Raw genomic sequence first — 20,758 nt, 5'->3', positions numbered from 1 at the left:
ATAGGGAATTTGCTAGTTATTACCAGTGAATCTGTGGACTATCTCAATTATTCCTTAAGACTGTTTAAATGCAGCACAGCAGTTATCTTTTAGCGACAATGAACAAGGATCAACTTTTAACCGAACCTTTTTTACAATTACCCACCGAAACATCAATACAAGTGATTTGGTTTACGGAATTTTTTGGCACTGGTCATCAGGTGCGCTACGGGGAAAAACTAGAGAAAATGGCCCCCGCTCGCACTAGCAAATTAACTAGAGTTAGAGAAGATGCTCAATCGAGAACCCTTGAAGCTTATCAATCTTTAAGCGATCGAGAAATTTGGCGACATCAGTCCGAAATTACTGATTTAAATCCAGGGGAAAGGATTCCCTATCAAGTCACCAGTTTTCAGGAAAATAGGGCGATTAGAAGTGATATTTATACTCTTACCCCAAGACCCAAAAAAGGAACTAATCTCAAAATTCTGCTCACTTCCGATCATCAATTAATGCCTATGACTGCCGCTAATTTACAAAAAGTTATTGAAACTATTGGACAGGTAGATGCAGTTTTTTTAGCAGGAGATTTAGTTAATATACCCGATCGAGCTTCCGAATGGTTTGATGATAGTCGCGGTGGGGCATTTTTTCCCTGTTTACAAGGTCGTGCTAATTATACTCTGACCAAGAATGGTATTCAGAGTATTTATAAAGGGGGAAAAATTATTCAAAATGCCCCCTTATTTCCTGCTATTGGTAATCATGAAGTTATGGGCAGATTTTCTAATTCCACAGGTTTAAATGAACAGTTTGAAGATGCTATTCCTGAATTTATTGCTAAACAACTAGCAGAGGAAACAGCAGCAATTAATGAAACCTGGTTAAAAAATAATGCTTTTAACTTAGAAACCTACGAAGAAATTTTTTCTTTGCCTCAAAATAAATATTATTCTCTCACCTTTGGTGATATTCGTTTAGTGGTTTTATATGTTACTAATATCTGGAGAAATCCCAATTTAGAACCCAGTGCAAGGGGAAGATATTACGAAAATCAAAGAGACTTAGATAGACGAGATCGCTGGGGTTACGGTCAGCATATTTTTGAGCCAATTGCTCAGGGTAGTCCTCAATATCAATGGTTAGAAAAAGAGTTAAATAGTCGAGAATTTCAAGAGGCTAAATATAAGGTAGTTATGTTTCATCATCCTCCCCATACCCTAGGAGGAAATATCGTGCCACCCTACACCGATCCCGTGCCGACAATTGAACGGGATGCCACGGGAAAAGTTAGATCAGTACGTTATGATTATCCTCAAGAAAATGATTATATTATTCGTGATCTAATTCCCTTATTAGAATCAGCCAAGGTTAATTTGGTTTTTTATGGTCATTCTCATTTATGGAATCGTTTTCTTAGTCCTAAGGGTATGAATTTTCTCGAATCTTCTAACGTTGGTAATAGTTATGGTGCTTATTTAGGTGATAAAAAACGTCCTGTACCTCTCGATAGAAATTATGCGACGATCGGTAATCCCAATGGATTACCAGCAATTATCCCAAACATTGCTCCTCTAGTGGATTGGGTTAATCAACCTTTACCCTATATTGCCAGTAATGATGTAACGGTTTTTAGCATTTTAGATACAGAAAAAGGAACCGTGAGCAGTTATCGTTTTGATACTCGTTATCCTGACTCCGAGGTAATTAAATTTGATGAATTTGACCTTTTTAGCGTCAGTGAAGTATAATAAAATTAAAAGATGCTGGTTAAATAGATTCTCTTGGGGTTAATTCTATGACTACTGTTACCAGCAATGATATTCAAGAATTGAAAGACTTACTCTCGGCAATGCGACAGGAAAACCGCGAGCAAATGATTTCTCTGCGAGAAGAAACCCGCGAGCAAATGACTTCCCTGCGAGAAGACACCCGCGAGCAAATGACTTCCCTGCGAGAAGAAACCCGCGAGCAAATGACTTCCCTGCGAGAAGAAACCCGCGAGCAAATGACTTCCCTGCGAGAAGACACCCGCAAGCAAATGGATACGCTAAAGGAAGATAATCGCCAACAAATAGAAACCCTGAGAGAAGAAAATAACAAGCAATTTATTAACCTACACAAAGAAATCACGGAAGTCAAAATTATCACAGCTAAAATTGAAGGAACAATTCAATCCCAAGCAGTATTAACCCAAAAAATTCCCGATTTAATCGAGAAAGTTGGGAAATTAAAAAACTGGAAACAAATAGCTATTGTCGCTATCACTGCTTTTACCAGCACCACAATTACTTGGTTTATTCGAGGAGGAAATTTAAAACCTTAAAGTCCAGTATTTTTCTCAATTCCTAATTGGTGCATTGGCAGAATAATCGGTTTTAGGGTTTCTCCGAAAGCGGTTAAAGAATAGGCAACTTTGGCAATATTTTATAGACTGGGAATATAGAGATAAAAAAGAGGAAAACTGATGATTACTATACGCAAAGCGGAGGAAAGAGGCCACGCTAACTATGGTTGGTTAGATACCTATCATACTTTTTCTTTTGCCCAATATTATGATCCCCAACAGATTAATTTTAGGAGTCTCAGAGTTATTAACGAAGATAAAGTGATTGGGGGAAAAGGATTTCACACCCACGGACACCACGATATGGAGATTTTAACCTATGTTTTAGAGGGAGAACTAGAACACCAAGACAGTCTCGGCACAGGTTCCCTGATTCGACACGGTGAAATTCAACGGATGAGCGCGGGAACAGGGATAAAACACAGTGAATTTAATCATTCTGCCACTAATCCCCTCCATCTTCTGCAAATTTGGATTATTCCCGACCAAAAAAACCTAGAACCCAGTTATGAACAAAAAGCGATCGAATTTTCTCCCCATACCCTACAATTAATCGCCTCTCCCACCGGTGCTGGCAACGCGGTTAAAGTCCATCAAGACGTTAATCTCTATGCGGGAATTTTGCCCCTAGACCAGTCCCTCACCCATTCCTTAGCTCCCCGTCGTTATGGCTGGTTACAGGTGGCTAGAGGGCAAATAACCGTGAATGGCGTGCATTTACAAGTGGGGGATGGAGCGGCAATTAGCGAGGAAACCTCTTTGGCTATTCAATCTCTAGAAGACTCGGAAATTTTGCTTTTTGACCTAGGGTAGTGGGGTTAAGTATTAGGAACCCTAGGGGCCAAGTTTTGCCGCCAATTCCCCGTCCGACTTTTAGCCATCAATACTGTCCACCACGCTCAGAAAATCGTTGTGGATTAGCTCGGCGATAAAATTCTCCGGGTCGGTGATAGGAACGGTAACGCCTTGGCTGGCCACCATCTTCTTGGCCATCCGAGTCATGAAGTCCTGTCTTGTTTCCGTCATTGTACCCTGACATTGTTGTAATTTTTCCACCAATTCCAGTGGGGAATCGGCCACCAGTTTATCCCCCTCGCGGGTGACATAAATTGTCATCTTTCCTACCTCCTAAATGATCGGGAACGAGAATTCAGCACCACTAAACCACTTCTTTTCTCGCTATCATTATTGCCAGTTAGTTAGTCCCAGCCTCGTCCGTCTTTCCCTATTTCCATTATTTTTTCGGGCTTGTCGCCTGGTAATTATTATTATCGCCAAAATCAAGGGATAAATTTGTCAATCTTTGTAACGAAAAATCCAGAGAACCTGTTTTCACGGTATCGCCCCGAACCCTTGCGGGGAAATTTGTTACAATGAATACAAGGGAACTCCCCGCGCTGGCTTCCATCCCTAGTAAAAAATTGACGGGGTGGGGAGCGGAAGTGAATAGTCCCGATGGGGGAGGCACTTGTCAGAGTTTCCCGCTTCCTTTAGTTTTAGGGGGAAAAGCCATGAAATCTGGAACATTATTATCGCCCGATCGACCGCTGCCAGAATTTCTCCGGTCAGCTATCCGAGAACGTTTTCCGGGGAAAGCGATCGATGATCTCAGCATCCGCTACTATGAAAGCGTCGAGGATGTGGGATGGGAGTATTTTAACGAGAGGGTGTTGCCGGCCTGTAGCGATGAGCCTGTCGTCCGCTATCTCGGCCCGTTTATCTCCTACGTCCGTCTAGGAGAAGCGTTAGTTTTGGATCGGCAAGATGGTCTTGTGGTTTACGAAACCGATCGAGATGTTCCCTGCACGGAAACTGGACCCTTCTGGTTGGTGACTCCTAAATCGCGCTGAAAAACCAAACCCAAGTTAAGCAGCTGAATTGGGAAAACTTAATAGTTAGGGTTGGCTGAATAAATCTAAAAACCTTGTTGGGTAAGACTTTTAGACTTTTGGGAAATCGAAAAGTACCGGATATGGGAGTGATCGGGGGGAGAATTCAGGGACTTTTTCCCTGAAAATTGGGTAATTGACCCCCTCAAAATCGGTAAAACCCTACACCCCACACCCCACACCCTGCCCCCACGAAAAACTTTTTGCCGCAAACCCTAGTTAAGACTCGACGGGTGGAGTCGGCAAGCAGCAAAACCCGTCGAATTTTTATAACGCTTGCGATCGCAACCAAGCCACGGGTAAATAGAGCATTTTCTTGGGTAAAGGCACGAAGGCACGACGGGCGAAGACATCGTAGTTATTTGCTTCAATTACGTCTAAAATGCCTTGATAAAGCAGTAAAGCCGCCCAAACCGGCCAACGGGAATCGGGATTAAGGGCGCGAATCCCCCTTTCGGCGGAATCGTAGTAATAACGAGCGCGCTCAATTTGGAAGCGCATTAACGCCTGCCAACGGTGATCATTAACCCCTTTGAGTAAATCGTCTTCGCTGTAGTTAAAACGCTCTAAATCCTCTAAAGGTAGATAAATCCGGCCACGATGGACATCTTCCCCCACATCCCGCAAAATATTGGTTAATTGATTGGCAATACCGAGATCGATCGCTTCTTCTTGGGGAATATAGACGCTTTGATTGCGCCGCCAAGGAGCCGAGCGATCGCCATCTTCCAATCCTAGCACCGCGCTGGACATTAACCCCACCGTCCCTGCCACCCGATAGCAGTACAGTTTTAGTTCATCAAAGGTTTGATAACGACTGCGATAGAGGTCCATCTGTTGCCCGGCGATCATATCCCGAAAGGGTTGGATATCCATGGGGAACTTTTCTAGAGTATCCACGAGAGCGACATCGGCATCCTCAAGGGCAACCCCAGAAAAGACGGTTTCTAGCTGTTTTTCCCATAAATCAAGGGTTTCAGGTGTAGTTAACCGGGCTTGGGGGCCATCGACCAGTTCATCGGTACGACGACACCAGACATAAATTGCCCAGATCGCTTGACGTTTTGCTTTCGGCATCAGGAGAGTACCGAGATAAAACGTTTTGGAATACTTCTCTGTAATCCGGCGACAGAGTTCGTAGGACTCCGCAAGGGAGACGAGGGGTTTGGTGGGGTGGGTCGGTTTTGGCAATTGGAGCATTCTGCTGGGGCGGAATGATTGACTTAGATTAACGGCGAACTGTGGCTAATGATATAGCATTGTCTCACTCAAGGCCATTTTCGTCATTAGTCCCTAGCCAGAGAATTAACGAGCGCTGGACACTGGTGTAGATTGGATTTTATTCAGGTTTAGCGGTGCTGCGGGGTGATCTTTGCTGATCACTGCTGCCGCTAATTTCCCCGATAAAACCGCTCCTTCCATGCTTCCTAAATATTTTTGCATGGTATAGTCACCGGCGAGATAAAAATTCTCGATCGGAGTTTTCTGAGAAGGTCGATAAGCTTGTCGGCCGGGGGTGGCTTTATAAACCGATCGGGGAGTTTTCACCAGATGATATTTTAACAATTGACTGGGATTATCGCCCGTAAAATGTTGGGGAAAGAGTTTTTCTAGTTCTTTCATCGTGGCGGCGATAATTTCTTCATCGGATTTGCTAATCCAATCCTGAGCGGGAGCGAGAACTAATTCTAACATCGAGCGATCGGGGTTAGCGTATTCTTTACAGGTGTTGCTCATGTCAGCATAAACACTGAGTAAAGGCGAACGGGAGAATAATAAATGATCGATGTCGGTTAGTTTGCGATCAAACCAGAGGTGTAAATTGATGACGGGAACTCCTTCTAATCCTTCTAGTTTTTGAAAGAATTTATCTTCTTGCCAAGGCTTAGGCAGTAAAACTTTTAGAGGATCTACTGGCATCGCCGAAACATAAATATCTGCTTCAAAAAGATAATCTTCCCCACCGTCTAAACCGCGCATTAAGAAGGCTTTAACTGTGCCGTCTTCATTTAAGAGTATCTCTTTTAAAGGGGCATTTAAGCGCACTTCGCCACCTCTAGCGCTGATGTAATCGACTAAAGGTTGGCAGAGTCTTTCCGGGGGTGAACCGTCGAGAAAAGCCATTTTTGAGCCATTTTTCTCCTGTAAAAAGCGGTTGAGGGCTGTTAGTAGAATTGTGGCGGAAATCTCGTTAGGATCGATAAAGTTTAGGGCTTTCGACATAGCGATAAACACTTCTTTTTCTACCCTAGGGGGGATGTTTTGTTTCTCTAACCATTCCGACCAAGAATATTTATCCATCTCCTCGACGTAACTTTGGCCTTTAACAATAGCAGGGATTAAACCGAGTCCAAATTTGATTTTTTCCTCCCAAGTTAACATATCATTATTGCGAAGAATGGCAACAATACCGTTAATTGGGGCGGGAATATCAGGGAAGTCAAACCGCGAATAGGTCCCCGGCTTTTCCGGCTGATTGAAGATCATCGAGTGTTCTTTCCACTGTAGGCGATCCTCTATGCCTAATTCCTTGAATAATTGCAGCATATTGGGATAAGCGCCAAAGAAGATGTGTAAACCGGTTTCGTACCAGTCCCCATCGGCATCTTTCCAAGCGGCAATTTTTCCCCCTAATACATCGCGACGTTCCAGTACGATGGGCGTATGTCCCGCATCGACAAGGTATTTCGCACAAGATAATCCGGCTAGTCCCGCACCAGCGATCGCAACTCGCATCGTTTCCTATCTACTCTCTAATGTCTTGTCTTTATCACATTCGCTATTATACTTCACATTTCGTTACATTTTTTTTCAGATTGTCGAGAAGGCGGTCGGCAGGAGGCAAAAGGCAGGAGGCAAAAGGCAAAAGGTAGGAGGCAAAAGGCAGGAGGCAGGAGGCAAAAGGCAAAAGGCAGGAGGCAAGAGGCAAAAGGCAGGAGGCAGGAGATTATTTTTATTTATTCTCCCCCTGCAACGCGCACAAAGTGGTCTCCCCACTTCCTTGATAACTGCTCACTGATAACTGCTCACTGATAACTGCTCACTGATAACTGCTTACTGGTCACTGATAACTGATAACTGATATTGTGATATGTAATTAGCTTAATTCGCTTACCTTCTTAGTTCACGCGTACACCCTCTTCAATCGATCGCTATGACTTTTCCCACTACGTCACCTCAAGTCTCGGAAATAGAGAATAATCGTGCTTGGCATAATTTAACTGGGGAACAAACCCTAGAAATACTGAGAACCAATGGGGAAACTGGCTTAATCGAGGCTGAAATTGTTAAAAGAAAGGATATTTTCGGTTTAAATGAACTAAAAGAAACGGGGGGACGTAGCCCGTTAATGATTCTCTGGGAACAGTTTACTAACATTATGTTAGTGATGCTGATCGCCGTGGCGGTGGTTTCGGCAGTTTTGGATCTGAAAAAAGGTGAATTTCCCAAAGATGCGATCGCTATTTTTACGATTGTTATTTTAAACGGTATTTTAGGATATTTACAGGAAAGTCGGGCAGAAAAGGCATTAGCAGCCCTTAAGCAGTTATCCTCGCCGAAAGTCCGGGTTATTCGTAATGGTAGCACCTTTGAAGTGGCGGCTAAGGAACTTGTACCCGGGGATATCATGTTACTGGAAGCGGGGGTACAAATTGCCGCCGATGGCAGATTATTAGAAGCACAAAACCTGCAAATTCGCGAAGCTGCCCTCACGGGGGAAGCGGAATCGGTGAATAAACAAGCACAGAAGGTTTTACCTGAAGATGCCTCTTTAGGCGATCGCATTAACCTCGTCTATCAGGGTACAGAGGTAGTACAGGGGCGGGGGAAAGTGGCGATTACCAAGACGGGAATGGACACGGAAATCGGTAAAATCGCCGCTTTGTTGCAAGGAGTAGAAAGTGAACCAACTCCCCTACAGCAGCGAATGTCGCAGTTAGGTAACGTTTTAGTGAGTAGTTCCCTAGCTTTAGTGGCTGTAGTCGTGCTTGGGGGCGTAATTCGCTTTGGTTGGCAGTTTTTTGAATCATTCCTCGAAACTTCCCTCAGTATGGCTGTGGCCGTTGTTCCCGAAGGTTTACCGGCAGTGGTAACGGTGACTTTGGCAATTGGAACCCAAAGAATGGTGAGAAGACAAGCTTTAATTCGTAAATTGCCGGCAGTGGAAACTTTAGGCTCGGTAACGACGATTTGCTCCGATAAAACCGGAACTTTAACTCAAAATAAAATGGTGGTGCAGAAAGTCAATACTTCCGGGCAGACAATTACTGTCACGGGGGAAGGTTACGCGCCTATCGGTGAGTTTAATGGTGCTAGTGAAAGTGATCCCGAACTACAGGCAATTTTAAAGGCTTGTGTGCTGTGTAATGATGCACTTTTGCAAAATAAAGCGCAAGAATGGTCAATTTTAGGCGATCCCACCGAAGGAGCTTTACTGACTTTGGCGGGTAAAGGAGGACTATATCGGGAAGCATTGGAACCAAAAAGCCCTCGTTTAGGCGAATTTCCCTTTTCTTCCGAAAGAAAGAGAATGTCAGTAATCTGTGAGAATGCCCAGTTAGGTTTGGGGGATTCTGCCTATTTAATGTTTACCAAAGGCTCACCGGAATTAATTCTCGAACGCTGTTCTCTGATCCAAGTTGGGGCGGAAAGTCAACCCTTAACAGTTGAACAAAGAAGCCGTATTTTGGCACAAAATGACGAAATGGCGGGTAATGGCCTACGAGTCTTAGGTTTTTCCTATAAACCGATGACAGAAGTGCCAGAAGCGGAAAGAGAAGATAGTGAGGAACAATCCCTGGTTTGGTTGGGATTGGTGGGAATGCTCGATGCACCCCGCAAAGAAGTTAAAGAAGCGGTTGCCCTCTGTCGTCAAGCGGGAATTCGTCCGATTATGATTACCGGAGATCACCAATTAACCGCCAAGGCGATCGCCATTGAATTAGGCATTGCTGCCCCCGGGGAGCGAGTAATCACGGGTAAAGAATTAGAAAAAATGTCTCAGAATGACCTAGAGGCAGAGGTAGATGGTGTGAGCGTCTATGCTCGCGTTTCTCCCGAACATAAGCTGAGAATCGTCCAAGCTTTGCAAAAACGGGGCAAATTTGTCGCCATGACGGGGGATGGAGTCAATGATGCTCCGGCACTAAAACAAGCGGATATCGGCATCGCCATGGGCATTACGGGAACCGATGTCAGCAAAGAAGCCAGTGATATGATTTTGCTGGATGATAATTTTGCCACCATCGTCGCCGCCACCGAAGAAGGGCGCGTGGTTTACAGCAACATTCGGCGCTTTATTAAATACATTCTCGGCAGTAATATTGGCGAGGTTTTAACGATTGCAGCGGCTCCGCTGCTCGGTTTAGGCGGTGTCCCCCTTTCTCCCTTGCAAATCCTCTGGATGAACCTTGTCACCGACGGTTTACCGGCTCTGGCTTTGGCAATGGAACCCGCCGAACCTAATGTGATGAAACGTCCACCTTTTAGCCCCCGGGAAAGCATTTTTGCTCGCGGTTTGGGTTGGTATATGATTCGCATCGGTGTGGTGTTTGCGATTCTGACCATTATTATGATGTACTGGGCTTACCAATATACTCAGGCAACCCCCGAAATCGGAGATCCCGGACGCTGGAAAACCATGGTATTTACTACCCTCTGTTTAGCACAAATGGGTCATGCTTTAGCGGTGCGTTCCCATACCCAGTTAGCTGTGCAAATGAATCCCTTCTCTAATCCTTACATTATTGCCGCCGTGGGCTTGACAACGATCCTACAATTGTTGTTAATTTATGCTCCTCCTCTACAAAGCTTCTTCGGCACTCAATGGATTAGTGGCACGGAATTATTAATCTGTTTTGGATTTAGTGCCTTAATGTTTGTTTGGATCGAGTTGGAGAAGTTATTTATTCGCTGGTTCATGACGAAAAAATAAATCAATGCCAACACCAATTATTCTGACTTTAACGGTTTTAGTCGTTGCTTTAGTCGCTTTCGTGGCGGAATGGCTACCGGTAGATTTAACCGCTTTATGCGTGGCGATTGTCCTGATTCTTTTGGGTTTAGTTACTCCCGAAGAAGGTATCGCCGGGTTTAGTAATTCTGCCACGGTGACAGTGATGGCGATGTTTGTGCTTAGTGCCGGAATTACCCGCACGGGAGTGATTCAAGTGATTCGCGATCGCTTGCTGGTTTGGGGGGGCAAAAGTCCCCACCAACAGGTATTTGTCCTAGGGGCATTAGTGGGGCCAATTAGTGCTTTTATTAATAACACGGCAGTGGTGGCGATCTTTTTACCTATCGTTGAAGATTGGTGTAAAAAACAAAAAATTTCCCCTTCTAAGTTATTAATTCCCCTTTCCTACGCGACGGTTTTAGCGGGGATGATTACCGTGGTAGGAACTTCTACAAACATTCTCGCTAGTGGTATTTCTGCCAAGCTGGGTTATGGGGAATTTAGCTTATTTCAATTCACTGCTTTAGGAGTAGTAACTTTTTTAGCAGGTTTGATTTATTTAACAATTTTTGCCCCCAAATTATTACCTGATCGCAAATCTTCCACGGGGGAATTTTTAGACGATGATTACGGTTCTAAAGTATATCTGAGTGAGGTAATTATTAGCCCTCGTTCTAATCTTATCGGTCAAACTTTATCTCAAAGTGGACTACAAAGAAAGTTTAATTTTGATGTGTTGGAATTAATCAGAAATAAGGTACATTTATCCCAACCTTTAGCCGATAAAGTTCTCAATGCTGGCGATATTTTAATCGTTCATAGTAGTCGGGAAGAACTATTAAAAATTAAAGATGAACGAGGCTTAGAAATCTTTGCCGATGTCAAATTTCAGAAAGGAGATATTGAATCGACAATTACTACAGGTGAGGAAAAATTAGCCGAGGTTTTGATTCTATCTAATTCCCGTTTAATTGGGACAACTTTAAAAGATTTGAAATTCCGTCAGCGTTATAACGCAACGGTTTTAGCGATTCGGCGTGGTTCAGAATTACTACAAGGAAGATTGGGGAAAATTCCTTTAAAGTTTGGCGATTTGCTCTTGGTTCAGGGACCAAAGCAGAGTTTTATTGGTTTACAAACCACGCGAGAATTATTAGTCTTAGAAGAAAAAGATATCGAATCTCTGCGAAAGGACAAGGGGATTATTGCAATAATAATTACTTTGTCGGTGATTATTATTGCTGCTTTTGATATTCAACCAATTCTCGTCACCAGTTTAGTTGGGGTGGTTTTAATGGTAATTACTGGCTGTCTAAAACCCGGGGAAGTCTATGGTTCCATTCGTTGGGATATTATCTTTTTATTAGCGGGTTTAATTCCCCTGGGTACTGCCATGGATAACTCAGGAACGACTAAATGGTTAGCAGATAATTTAGTGGCTATCGGCGGCCATCTTTCGGGGTTTTGGATCTTAGTTTTCTTCTATCTAATTACCTCAGTTTTGACTGAAATCCTCTCTAATAACGCCGCCGTGGTTTTAATGATTCCCGTCGCCGTAGAAGTGGCGAAAACTTTGGGTTTAAATCCTTTGGCTTTTATGTATGCTGTCACCTTTGCTGCTTCTAATAGTTATCTAACACCGATTGGCTATCAAACTAACACCATGGTTTATGCACCAGGCGGCTATAAATTCCTCGATTTTACCCGTTTGGGTGCGCCCCTAAATTTAATTTTGACGATTTTAACCCCAGTTTTAATCGTGGTGTTTTATGGATTGAAATAAAGAAAGAGATCGAAGAATCTTCGATCTCTAAAAAGAATTTGATCAGTAGTCAAAACTATTTCGATTCGGCGAAGCGTTTACGCAGGGATTCGGCGCGCTTTTTCGCTACGGTATTGTTAGGATCAAATTTGAGAGTTTCTTCGTAGGTTTCGAGAGCTTTTTTAGCCATTTGTTTCTTTTCGTAAACATTGCCAAGATTATTGAGAGCGATCGAGTATTCAGGATAAAGTTTAATTGCTTCTTTGTAGTTACGAATCGCTAATTCTAATTGTTCTTGGGCAAAATAGGAAAAACCGAGCGCATTATAAATTAGGGCTTGATTTTCTGGTTCGATGCTTTCTTCCCCAGAGATTTTTAAAGCCTTTTGTAGTAAACTCAATGCTTGAACATAGAGTTTTTTATCCAGATACAGACTCCCTAATTCATAGTAATCTTTAGCCGTACCTTTTTCTTTTTGCAATTTTTTTTGTAGCTTGTTAAAGGTTCCTTCCACTCGTCGGGTTTTAACGATTTGCACGATGACAAAAATTCCTAAACCAATCACGAAAATTAGCAATCCAGAAACGTAAATAAGCGGCAGGGTATCTTCCATAATTAGCGATCGAGCAATTAATATTTTTATACTTATTCCCTCAGATTATAGCAGGATTTAGTCAGTTATCAGTGATCAGTTATCAGTGATCAGATTTGAGTTTTCAGTTCACTGTTCACCGTTCACTGCTCACAGCAAAAAACTCCCATCTCCCCACACCCCACACCCCACACCCCTCTCCCTATCTCTCCATTTCCCGAATTCTCAGGGGTAAGCCCCAATAGTTCACCCGTTCTGCTAACCAGCCGGTGGATTCTAGCCGATTGATCGCTTGATTGACGCGTTCTCGGAGACTTTGGTACTGTAAACCTTTAGGGAGAACGACTCCTAAAGCGATCGCCCCCAACTGGATCGGTAATTGACGATAATTGGGGAATTGCCGCACCCAACTGGTTAAAAGGCTATTATCAGCCGCAAAAGCGTCTATTTCCCCCGTTTCCAGTAAATTAAAAGCTTCTTGATAGGAAGCAACCCCGCGCAGGGTAGCGTTAGGCAAATTGGAACGCACAAGGGCGATTGTCGTCGAGCCGTTGAGTACGGCGATTCTAGAGTTAGCTAGGTCTTCTAAACGCTGAAATTGCGGGTTTTTTGTCACAAAACCGCTGCTATCGAGGTAATAAAAGGGGCTAAAATCCACTAAGCGCTGACGTGCGGGAGTAATCGCCACACGAGCGATCGCCAAATCCACCCGATCATCAATAACCACCTGTAAACGTTCTTGATTACTAACGGGTTTGAGAATAATAGCACTGTCAGAACCGAGAATTTCTGCCGCTAGACGTTTAGCGATGTCGATTTCCAATCCTTGCAGATTGCCCTGAGAATCAAGGAAAGCGAGGGGAGGGAGATTATTTTTGACAGCGACAATTAATTTTCCCCGGCGTATAATTGTATCGAGATCGGCGCTAAAACTTGGGGCTACACCTAAGAGCAGAAAACCAAGAATAAATAACAAATTTTTCATACTGTTTTACCTAGACTAACTCGATTTCTACCTTGATTTTTAGCGGCGAACATAGCACGATCCGCCCGCTCGATCACCTCTTCCAGATTATTATCTTGAGGGCTAAATGTTGCCACACCAATACTAGCAGTAACTCGCACTTTTTGTCGATCAATTTCAATATTTAACTTATTAATTACTTGACAAATGCGCCGGGCTAAAGTTTCGGCATCCTCAAGATTAGTTTCTGGGAGAATAGCGACAAATTCCTCGCCCCCAAAGCGCCCAAAACTATCCACTTGACGCAGACAGTTTTTAATTGCCCCAGCCACAGTAATTAAAGTTTTGTCTCCTAGGAGATGACCAAAGGTATCGTTAATATGTTTAAAATAGTCTATATCGATGACTAAAACCGAAAAATAACGATGATAACGATGACATCGTTGAAATTCTTTCTCGCCCAAGGCGAGAATCTCTCGACGATTATTGACCCCAGTTAGGCTATCAGTTCTGACTAGCTTTTCTAGTTGAGAGTTGATATTTTTAAGTTCTTCTTGAGTTTTTTTCATTTCTAAATGAATTTTGACTTTTGCTAACAGTTCCCAACTATAAAAGGGTTTATTTATATAGTCCACAGCCCCAGAATTAAAAGCATTAAGAATATCTTCTTTTTCCTTACTATCTGTCACAAAGATAATTGGTATATGAGCGTATAAAGTGTCAGTTTTTAGTCTTCGACAAAGTTCTATTCCCCCCATATCTGGCATCATTAAGTCAAGAAGAATTAGGTCAGGATTAGCAGTTTTTACTTGTTCTATTGCCTGTTGAACACTACTAGCAAAACTGGTAGCATAACCAGCAGAATCAAGAATCTTCACAGCTAATTGGAGATTTTGACTGACATCATCAACCAATAAAACTAGACAGTCTTCAGGACGAAATTTAATCATGATCAGTAGATATAATTAATCAAGTTAAGGAAAAAATATAGATACAATTAAGTAGCTGGTTATAATTAAATTAAAAATGGATTTTAGGTTCGATCCCCCCTGCCCCCCTTGATAAGGGGGGTGCCGATAGGCGGGGGGATCTGACAACTTTTAACGCCTACCTACTTATTAGTGATACAGCATTTCTTATACAGATGAAGTATGATGGGATTGGGCATCGCCCCCAAAGGTTAAGCTTATCCCTAGTTTCTAGAAGTCCGCTTTTTTCGACTAGAATAAAAAAAGCCAGTCAGAATAGCCACAACTTAAAAAATTTCTCCTCTTAGACTTGACGTGAAAGAGTCCCTCAACCCTACTTCTTTGGATATCAAAACCATTTTTCCCTTTAAACTCGACGACTTCCAGCAATCGGCAATCGCGGCCCTCGCTGCCGGTAAATCAGTGGTTGTCTGCGCTCCCACGGGTTCCGGCAAAACCTTAATCGGAGAATACGCTATCTATCGCGCCCTCGAAAGGGGCAAACGGGTTTTCTACACCACTCCCCTGAAAGCTCTTTCTAACCAAAAATTCCGGGATTTTCAAGAAAAATTCGGTCGTACCCCCACCGATGGCGATGAGGATTCCCCGCTGCTGTTTGCCGAAGTGGGATTGATTACCGGCGATGTGGTGATCAACCCTTCAGCATTAATTGTAGTCATGACTACAGAAATTTTTCGCAATATGCTGTACCAAACTCCGATTGGTGAGGTAGGCACTTCCCTAGAAAACGTGGAAACCCTAGTTCTCGATGAATGTCACTATATCAGCGATCGAGGTCGCGGCACCGTTTGGGAAGAATCAATTATCTACTGTCCCCCTAGTATCCAATTAGTGGCCCTCTCCGCCACCATCGGCAACCCGGGGGAACTCACCGACTGGATTAACTGGGTGCGGCAACTGCCCCAACCCAGCGACAATAAACAGACCTCCAGCTGCGAGCTAATTAACTCCGATTTTCGCCCCGTCCCCCTGCGCTTTTATTTCGCCAATAAAGAGGGATTATTCCCGCTGCTCGACCCAAAACAGAGCAAAGTTAACCCGAAACTACGCTCAAAAGTCGGCCACGGCAAACCCCGACGCTTAAAACGAGAAGATTGTCCCACCATCGCCTCCATTGTCACCACTCTGCGGGACAAGGATATGCTCCCGGCCATTTACGTCATTTTCAGCCGCAAAGGTTGCGATCAGGCGATTCGAGAGCTAAAAAACCTCAATCTCGTTAATCCAGAAGAAGCTAGAGCTATTTACTACCGTTTACTCATTTTCTTCCTGGAAGATAATCCTAATCTGCAAGAACTCGCCCTTTCCTTCTTTGCCGTCGAAAATCCGCCTTTACACCAGAAATTACTGGCTTTTTTCGCTAATAACCCCCAGTCTGAAGATCAACTCCTCAGCCTCTTAACCGCCGACCCCGAGACGAAAAACCAACTGTTTGAATTCCTGGCTAGTGCTTCCCAATTGGTGCGGGCCGACCAAGTGGAACCCCTCACCCGGGGCTGTGGTGTTCACCATGCCGGGATTTTACCCCTCTGGAAAGAATTAGTCGAACAACTCTTTGAAGCTGGTTTAATTAAGGTGGTTTTTGCCACCGCTACCCTCTCGGCCGGGATTAATATGCCCGCCCGCACCACCGTTATCTCGGCCCTCTCCAAGCGCACCGATGATGGCCATAGTATGCTGACTCCCTCGGAATTTGTCCAGATTGCCGGCCGGGCCGGTCGCCGGGGAATGGACGCGGTGGGCCATGTGGTGACAGTACAAACGCCCTTTGAAGGGGCAAAAGAAGCGGCTTTTCTGGCCACCGCCCAACCAGAACCCCTGCAAAGCTGTTTTGCGCCCAGTTACGGCATGGTCTTAAATCTCCTGCAAAAACACAGTCTAGAGGAGGTAAAAGACCTCTTAGAGCGCAGTTTCGCGGAATATCTCGCTCGTTTGAAGTTAAGCCCCGAACGACAACAGATTACCGCCTTAACCACCGAATTAGCCAAGTTGGATATGGAGTTAGCCGGTATCGAACGGGAGCAGGTCTATAGTTACGAAAAGCTACGGGAAAGACTGCGGGAAGAAGAAAGACTGTATAAAATCCTCGCTAGTCAGTCAGAGGCACAGAAAAGACAGGAAATACATCTAAAATTGCCGAATATTCCCGTCGGAACTATCCTCCATCTCAAGGGCAAACATATTAAGGTCCCCGCCCCCGTCCCCGCTATCTTTGTCAATACCCTGCACGGAGCCGGTCAGGTGCGAACCCTTGTTTGTTTAGGCAGTGATAATCGCTGGTATTTAGCCGCCTATGCCGATATTAGCGAGATCGATCGAGGTTTTCTCCCTCCTGCGGCATTAGGCGAACTGATACCCCCTTCCCTAGAAGCTGTTTCCCTAGGGGGTTGGCGCAAGGGTGAGGAAAATACTCAGGCGATCGCCAATTTAATCCCCCAACAAGTGCAGGGCATCCCACCAGTGGCGGAACTGGCAACACAATCACAAAAAATTGAAATTGTCAATAGTCAAATTGCCGCTCATCCCCTGCAAAAACGCAAAAATCCGGGGCGATTGATGAAATTATACTACGATCGAGAGATTGCTCGCGATAAGTTGCACAAGACCCAGATTAAATACCAAAAACAACAATCGCGTAAATCCTACTACTGGGAAGAATTTCTGAATCTAATCGAGATTTTGCGGGAATTCCAAGCATTAGAAGGTTATTTGCCCACTCCCCTCGGAGAAGCGGCGGCCACTATTCGCGGGGAAAATGAACTCTGGTTAGGATTAGCGATGATGTCCGGAGATTTGGACCGATTGACTCCTAGCCAACTAGCCGCCGCCATCAGCGCTATGATTACGGAACCCCCTCGCCCCGATACTTGGTGCAATTACCCGCCTGTGCCAGAAGTTATCGATATTTTGCGACAAGGAGAGGAAAATTCCCCCGGTCTGCGAGAAGTTCGCCGTTTGCTCTATCAAGCTCAATCTCGCTACGATATCACTATTCCCGTCTGGTTAGAAACCCAACTGATGGGGATTGCCTCCCGTTGGGCCCAGGGGACATCCTGGCCGGAATTGTGCGAAAATACTAGCCTCGATGAGGGAGATCTAGTGCGATTATTACGACGCACCGTCGATGTTCTCTGGCAAATTCCCCAAATTCCCCGGGTTTCCCAAGTTCTTAAAGATAATGCCCGTCTCGCCGTCACAGCCATGAAGCGCTTTCCTTTGTAATATTGATCGCTATTCTAAACAATGGGAGATGGTAGGGAAAGTAACTGTTGGTGGATCTGCTCGATTAGGGCGAGAATTTGCTGATAATTGTGGTGCAATCCCTGATGATAGAGGTGATTTGCTCCTTGATTTAAATCCGCTAAAGCTGATTGATAATAACCCAATTGATGCCGCAGTAATCCCCTTCTAATATAAGCATCGGCATAAAAAGGATCGATGGCAATCGCCTGATTTAAATGAGCGATCGAGCGGTCGTATTCACCTAATTGGTGAGCGGTACAAGCTAGATTATAGTAGGCTGAGGCGTTATTTTTATTTAACCGGAGAGCTTGATTAAAATCCGCTTTGGCTGAGGTAAAATTTCGGAGGGCTAAATGAGATAAACCTCGATCATTATAAATAGTAGCTAAAGTGTCGGGTTGCTGGTTAGTAACTTGACGCAAGGATTGATTAAAATCCGCTAGGGCAAGGGGATAATTTTTCATGGCTGCCTGAACTAAACCCCGATTATAATAGGCTTGATAATAGGTGGGTTTTAGCCGGATAGTCTGGTTATAATCGGTCAGCGCCTGTGAATAATCTCCCAAACGATAAAAAGCTAAACCCCGATGGAAATAGGCTAGATAATTATCGGATTGCTGTTGTAAAGAGCGCGTGCAGTCCTGCCAAGCGTGGAGATAATCCTGCAAATAAATCTCAGTTAAACAACGATTACTGTAGGCTAGGGCCAAGTTATTTTCCCGTTCCAGCGACTGATTGAAATCCTGCAAAGCTTGCTGATAATTACCCGCCTCTAGTTGTTCAATTCCCGATCGCAACCAATAGGATGAATGTACTGATTGAGCCGCTTTTCCCTGCCGAGGCCATCCCCCCAGCACAAGCGAGCAGAGCAGTGCAACCATAACCAATCCACCGAGGCGAGGAAGAAAATTTTTCAAAACCGTTGACATAGGAGTACCTTTGTGCATATACTCCCAATTCTGAGGAAACTTTCTTGATCGATCAACAGACAGCCTGTCAAATGCAGTTATCAGTTATCAGTTATCAGTTATCAGATGTGAGTTTTCAGTTCACTGATTACTGTTTACTGTTCACTGTTCACTGAAAATACACCCCACACCCCAAAGTCTAGGACTGGTCTATGTCTCTAGAGGCGAGGGCTGCGATAAACTAATAAAAGAAAGATTGTCACCGAGCAATTATGGTGGCGTTACTCGCTAACGCAGTTGACACCCGATAAATGATACAGGAGTTATCTATGGAAACTATTTTTATCCCCCACCTCCTCAAATCTCCTGATCGACAAAGAGTGATCATCATCGATAATTTTATCCCCGATCTAGAAACCTTGACACCAGTGCGGGGGACCTTGCTGGTTAGACATGGGGGGAATTTTTTGGAAGTATCGGTGAAAGCAGAAACCATCGTCACCTTAACCTGCGATCGCTGTTTACAACAATATAATCATCGTCTGCAATTAAACACTTCCGAATTAATCTGGCTAGACAAAAATAAAGACTACGATAACTCCTATCCTCTAGAGCGAGAAATAGCCTACGAAGACCTCTCGGAAACCCTCGATCCTAACGGGGATTTTGACCCGCAAATGTGGTTATACGAGCAGTTATGTCTAACTTTGCCCCCCCGTCAACTCTGCGGAGCCAATTGTCAACCACCCGATTTTTTTCTTCCAGAAAATACTGCCATCGATGGTCGTTGGGCCTCCCTAGAATCCTTGAAAAGTCAGTTATCTCAATCGCAAAATTGAGCCTTGATGCCGATTTTTTTCGGGTTTCGAGCCACAAGAAAAGCGATCGAAACCCGATTATTTACCGGCCCCAAATCTTTTTCAGGACAGTTTCGGGGGTAATATCGGCGACTTTTCCCGTATTAGCCTCAATATATCGATGCAGCTCTCCCCCACTCGGTAAAACTCTCTTAGACAACGAAGGAACCAGCAGAGATAGGGTATAGGTTCCCACGGCCACGGCTAACTGTAAAGGGACACTTTCGGTAGCTAATAATAAATTAGCACCGGCGATCATAGCCGCCATTTTACCGATATCGCCCGTTCTCGACACTTTTAAGTTATTATCCATGGCTTTGAGGGCTAAAACCCAAGCTTCATCCAATTCTCCCTGGATCGCGACAATTGGCAAATCCGGTTGTTGATGGCGAATGCCTTGGATAATTTCTAGCCAACTCTCCAGGGGATAAAGCGTTTCCAGTCCTTGGCTGATGCTCAGATCGCTACCGCCGGCGTAGAGGAGAATATAGCCGCTATCCTTGATATTGAGGCGTTGCTGCTCCATTTCGGCCCAATCGATATCATCGCGATTCAAGGTTAGTTTTAAAGGTGGACAGGGTGCGGCAATCTTTAAACCTTTGACCAGTGCGTGATAATTATCCGCTAGATAGCCTTCCGTTGGCTGGGGTACTTGTTGCGATAAGAACCAGCTGCCATTATTTTCGTAGCCTATACGGTTAGGAACACCATTTAACCAGAGTAAAAGATTGATAGCAGGACGATTGGTGAGACTAATGGCGATTTCGTACTCCCTGTCCCGAATTACTCCCAAAATATTTAAATAATCCGCTAATCCGTACTGATCTCGATAGTCAAATAAAAGCACTTCCCTAACCTGGGGACAGAGACGATAGGCAGCCTTTGCCCTAGGTTCGACCAAAACATCGATGGTACCTTGGGGGTAAGTTTGCTGGAGGGTTTCTAGAGTGGGAAAAAACAGCAGTTGATTGCTAATTCCTCCCGGTACAAGGGTTAATATTCGCATTTTATCTGGATATACCTGAATCGATCAGCTTAATTTTAGCAGTGTCCCTCGTTATTCACTAAATCTGGGCAGCTATGTTTTTTCTCAACAGAATGCGATCGCAGATTCTCTAATTCCCCCTGACTTGAAAGAGGGTGTAGGGTGTAGGGTGTAGGGTGTAGGGTGTGGGCTTCGGCCGTGAGCTCAGCCGAACGGGTGTGGGGTGTAGGGAAGGAAAGCTCTTTCACCTGTGGGGGTGAAAATTTTTTCATCGGGACTGACTTGAA

The 20,758-nt window shown here is 44.3% G+C and carries 17 protein-coding genes; 8 read left to right on the top strand and 9 right to left on the bottom strand.

Translation table 11 applies throughout. The features are described from left to right. The first annotated feature begins 68 nt into the window (after positions 1–68). Positions 69–1,730 (top strand): metallophosphoesterase, encoded by a 1,662-nt coding sequence (locus tag ACOCD9_RS12435; RefSeq protein ID WP_419547629.1) that lies wholly within the window; start codon positions 69–71, stop codon positions 1,728–1,730. Between the two features lie 47 nt (positions 1,731–1,777). After that, positions 1,778–2,305: a hypothetical protein gene (locus ACOCD9_RS12430; protein WP_419547627.1), complete on the top strand. Its 528-nt coding sequence runs from the start codon at positions 1,778–1,780 to the stop codon at positions 2,303–2,305. On the opposite strand, the gene ACOCD9_RS12425 is transcribed toward ACOCD9_RS12430, so the two are convergent. Further along, positions 2,302–2,403 carry a winged helix-turn-helix transcriptional regulator gene (locus ACOCD9_RS12425; protein ID WP_353737354.1) on the bottom strand — a complete coding sequence of 34 codons (102 nt, stop codon included), beginning with the start codon at positions 2,401–2,403 and terminating at the stop codon, positions 2,302–2,304. The two genes, ACOCD9_RS12430 and ACOCD9_RS12425, sit on opposite strands and share 4 nt — an antisense overlap. A gap of 43 nt (positions 2,404–2,446) precedes the next feature. Here ACOCD9_RS12425 and ACOCD9_RS12420 point away from each other — a divergent pair, with 43 nt between their 5' ends. Beyond that, positions 2,447–3,139, top strand: a complete 693-nt coding sequence (locus ACOCD9_RS12420; RefSeq protein ID WP_419547625.1) for a pirin family protein — start codon at positions 2,447–2,449, stop codon at positions 3,137–3,139. 60 nt (positions 3,140–3,199) lie between these two features. On the opposite strand, the gene ACOCD9_RS12415 is transcribed toward ACOCD9_RS12420, so the two are convergent. Continuing rightward, the gene (locus tag ACOCD9_RS12415) at positions 3,200–3,442 is read right to left on the bottom strand and encodes a hypothetical protein (protein WP_008206005.1); all 243 of its coding nucleotides are present in this window, start codon (positions 3,440–3,442) and stop codon (positions 3,200–3,202) included. Positions 3,443–3,699: 257 nt separating this feature from the next. Between ACOCD9_RS12415 and ACOCD9_RS12410 the strand changes: the two genes are divergently transcribed. Further along, positions 3,700–4,176, top strand: a complete 477-nt coding sequence (locus tag ACOCD9_RS12410) for a hypothetical protein (protein ID WP_287701591.1) — start codon at positions 3,700–3,702, stop codon at positions 4,174–4,176. 306 nt (positions 4,177–4,482) lie between these two features. Here the strand turns inward: ACOCD9_RS12410 and crtB are convergent, their stop codons facing one another. Then, positions 4,483–5,415: a 15-cis-phytoene synthase CrtB gene (gene crtB, locus ACOCD9_RS12405; protein WP_149986705.1), complete on the bottom strand. Its 933-nt coding sequence runs from the start codon at positions 5,413–5,415 to the stop codon at positions 4,483–4,485. 105 nt (positions 5,416–5,520) lie between these two features. Then, complete coding sequence (pds, locus tag ACOCD9_RS12400) at positions 5,521–6,951, bottom strand: 15-cis-phytoene desaturase (protein WP_419547623.1); 1,431 nt, start codon at positions 6,949–6,951, stop codon at positions 5,521–5,523. 418 nt (positions 6,952–7,369) lie between these two features. Here pds and ACOCD9_RS12395 point away from each other — a divergent pair, with 418 nt between their 5' ends. Further along, positions 7,370–10,150 (top strand): cation-translocating P-type ATPase, encoded by a 2,781-nt coding sequence (locus ACOCD9_RS12395; protein ID WP_419547622.1) that lies wholly within the window; start codon positions 7,370–7,372, stop codon positions 10,148–10,150. Positions 10,151–10,154: 4 nt separating this feature from the next. Then, positions 10,155–11,954 (top strand): SLC13 family permease, encoded by a 1,800-nt coding sequence (locus tag ACOCD9_RS12390; RefSeq protein ID WP_419547620.1) that lies wholly within the window; start codon positions 10,155–10,157, stop codon positions 11,952–11,954. Positions 11,955–12,009: 55 nt separating this feature from the next. Here the strand turns inward: ACOCD9_RS12390 and ACOCD9_RS12385 are convergent, their stop codons facing one another. The 3 genes from ACOCD9_RS12385 to ACOCD9_RS12375 all read right to left on the bottom strand — a co-directional run bounded on the left by ACOCD9_RS12385 (position 12,010) and on the right by ACOCD9_RS12375 (position 14,439). Next, on the bottom strand, positions 12,010–12,546 hold the full coding sequence (locus ACOCD9_RS12385; protein ID WP_419547619.1) for a tetratricopeptide repeat protein: 537 nt from the start codon (positions 12,544–12,546) through the stop codon (positions 12,010–12,012). A 181-nt stretch (positions 12,547–12,727) separates the two neighbouring features. Then, the gene (locus ACOCD9_RS12380) at positions 12,728–13,510 is read right to left on the bottom strand and encodes a transporter substrate-binding domain-containing protein (protein WP_419547617.1); all 783 of its coding nucleotides are present in this window, start codon (positions 13,508–13,510) and stop codon (positions 12,728–12,730) included. Then, the gene (locus ACOCD9_RS12375) at positions 13,507–14,439 is read right to left on the bottom strand and encodes a diguanylate cyclase (protein ID WP_419547616.1); all 933 of its coding nucleotides are present in this window, start codon (positions 14,437–14,439) and stop codon (positions 13,507–13,509) included. The genes ACOCD9_RS12380 and ACOCD9_RS12375 overlap by 4 nt, the downstream gene beginning before the upstream one ends. 333 nt (positions 14,440–14,772) lie before the next feature. Here ACOCD9_RS12375 and ACOCD9_RS12370 point away from each other — a divergent pair, with 333 nt between their 5' ends. Then, complete coding sequence (locus ACOCD9_RS12370) at positions 14,773–17,700, top strand: DEAD/DEAH box helicase (RefSeq protein ID WP_419547615.1); 2,928 nt, start codon at positions 14,773–14,775, stop codon at positions 17,698–17,700. Positions 17,701–17,714: 14 nt separating this feature from the next. On the opposite strand, the gene ACOCD9_RS12365 is transcribed toward ACOCD9_RS12370, so the two are convergent. Beyond that, on the bottom strand, positions 17,715–18,668 hold the full coding sequence (locus ACOCD9_RS12365; protein WP_419547614.1) for a tetratricopeptide repeat protein: 954 nt from the start codon (positions 18,666–18,668) through the stop codon (positions 17,715–17,717). 290 nt (positions 18,669–18,958) lie between these two features. Here ACOCD9_RS12365 and ACOCD9_RS12360 point away from each other — a divergent pair, with 290 nt between their 5' ends. Next, positions 18,959–19,468, top strand: coding sequence for a YceD family protein (locus ACOCD9_RS12360; RefSeq protein WP_287701608.1), 510 nt, complete (start codon positions 18,959–18,961; stop codon positions 19,466–19,468). Between the two features lie 61 nt (positions 19,469–19,529). Here ACOCD9_RS12360 and ACOCD9_RS12355 read toward each other — a convergent pair whose 3' ends face one another. After that, complete coding sequence (locus ACOCD9_RS12355; protein WP_419547613.1) at positions 19,530–20,492, bottom strand: glycosyltransferase family 9 protein; 963 nt, start codon at positions 20,490–20,492, stop codon at positions 19,530–19,532. Between the last annotated feature and the right edge of the window lie 266 nt (positions 20,493–20,758).

The sequence above is a fragment of the Microcystis sp. genome (genome assembly GCF_048564745.1).
GTDB lineage: Bacteria > Cyanobacteriota > Cyanobacteriia > Cyanobacteriales > Microcystaceae > Microcystis > Microcystis ichthyoblabe_A.
This window is presented reverse-complemented; position numbering and strand designations above follow the sequence as displayed.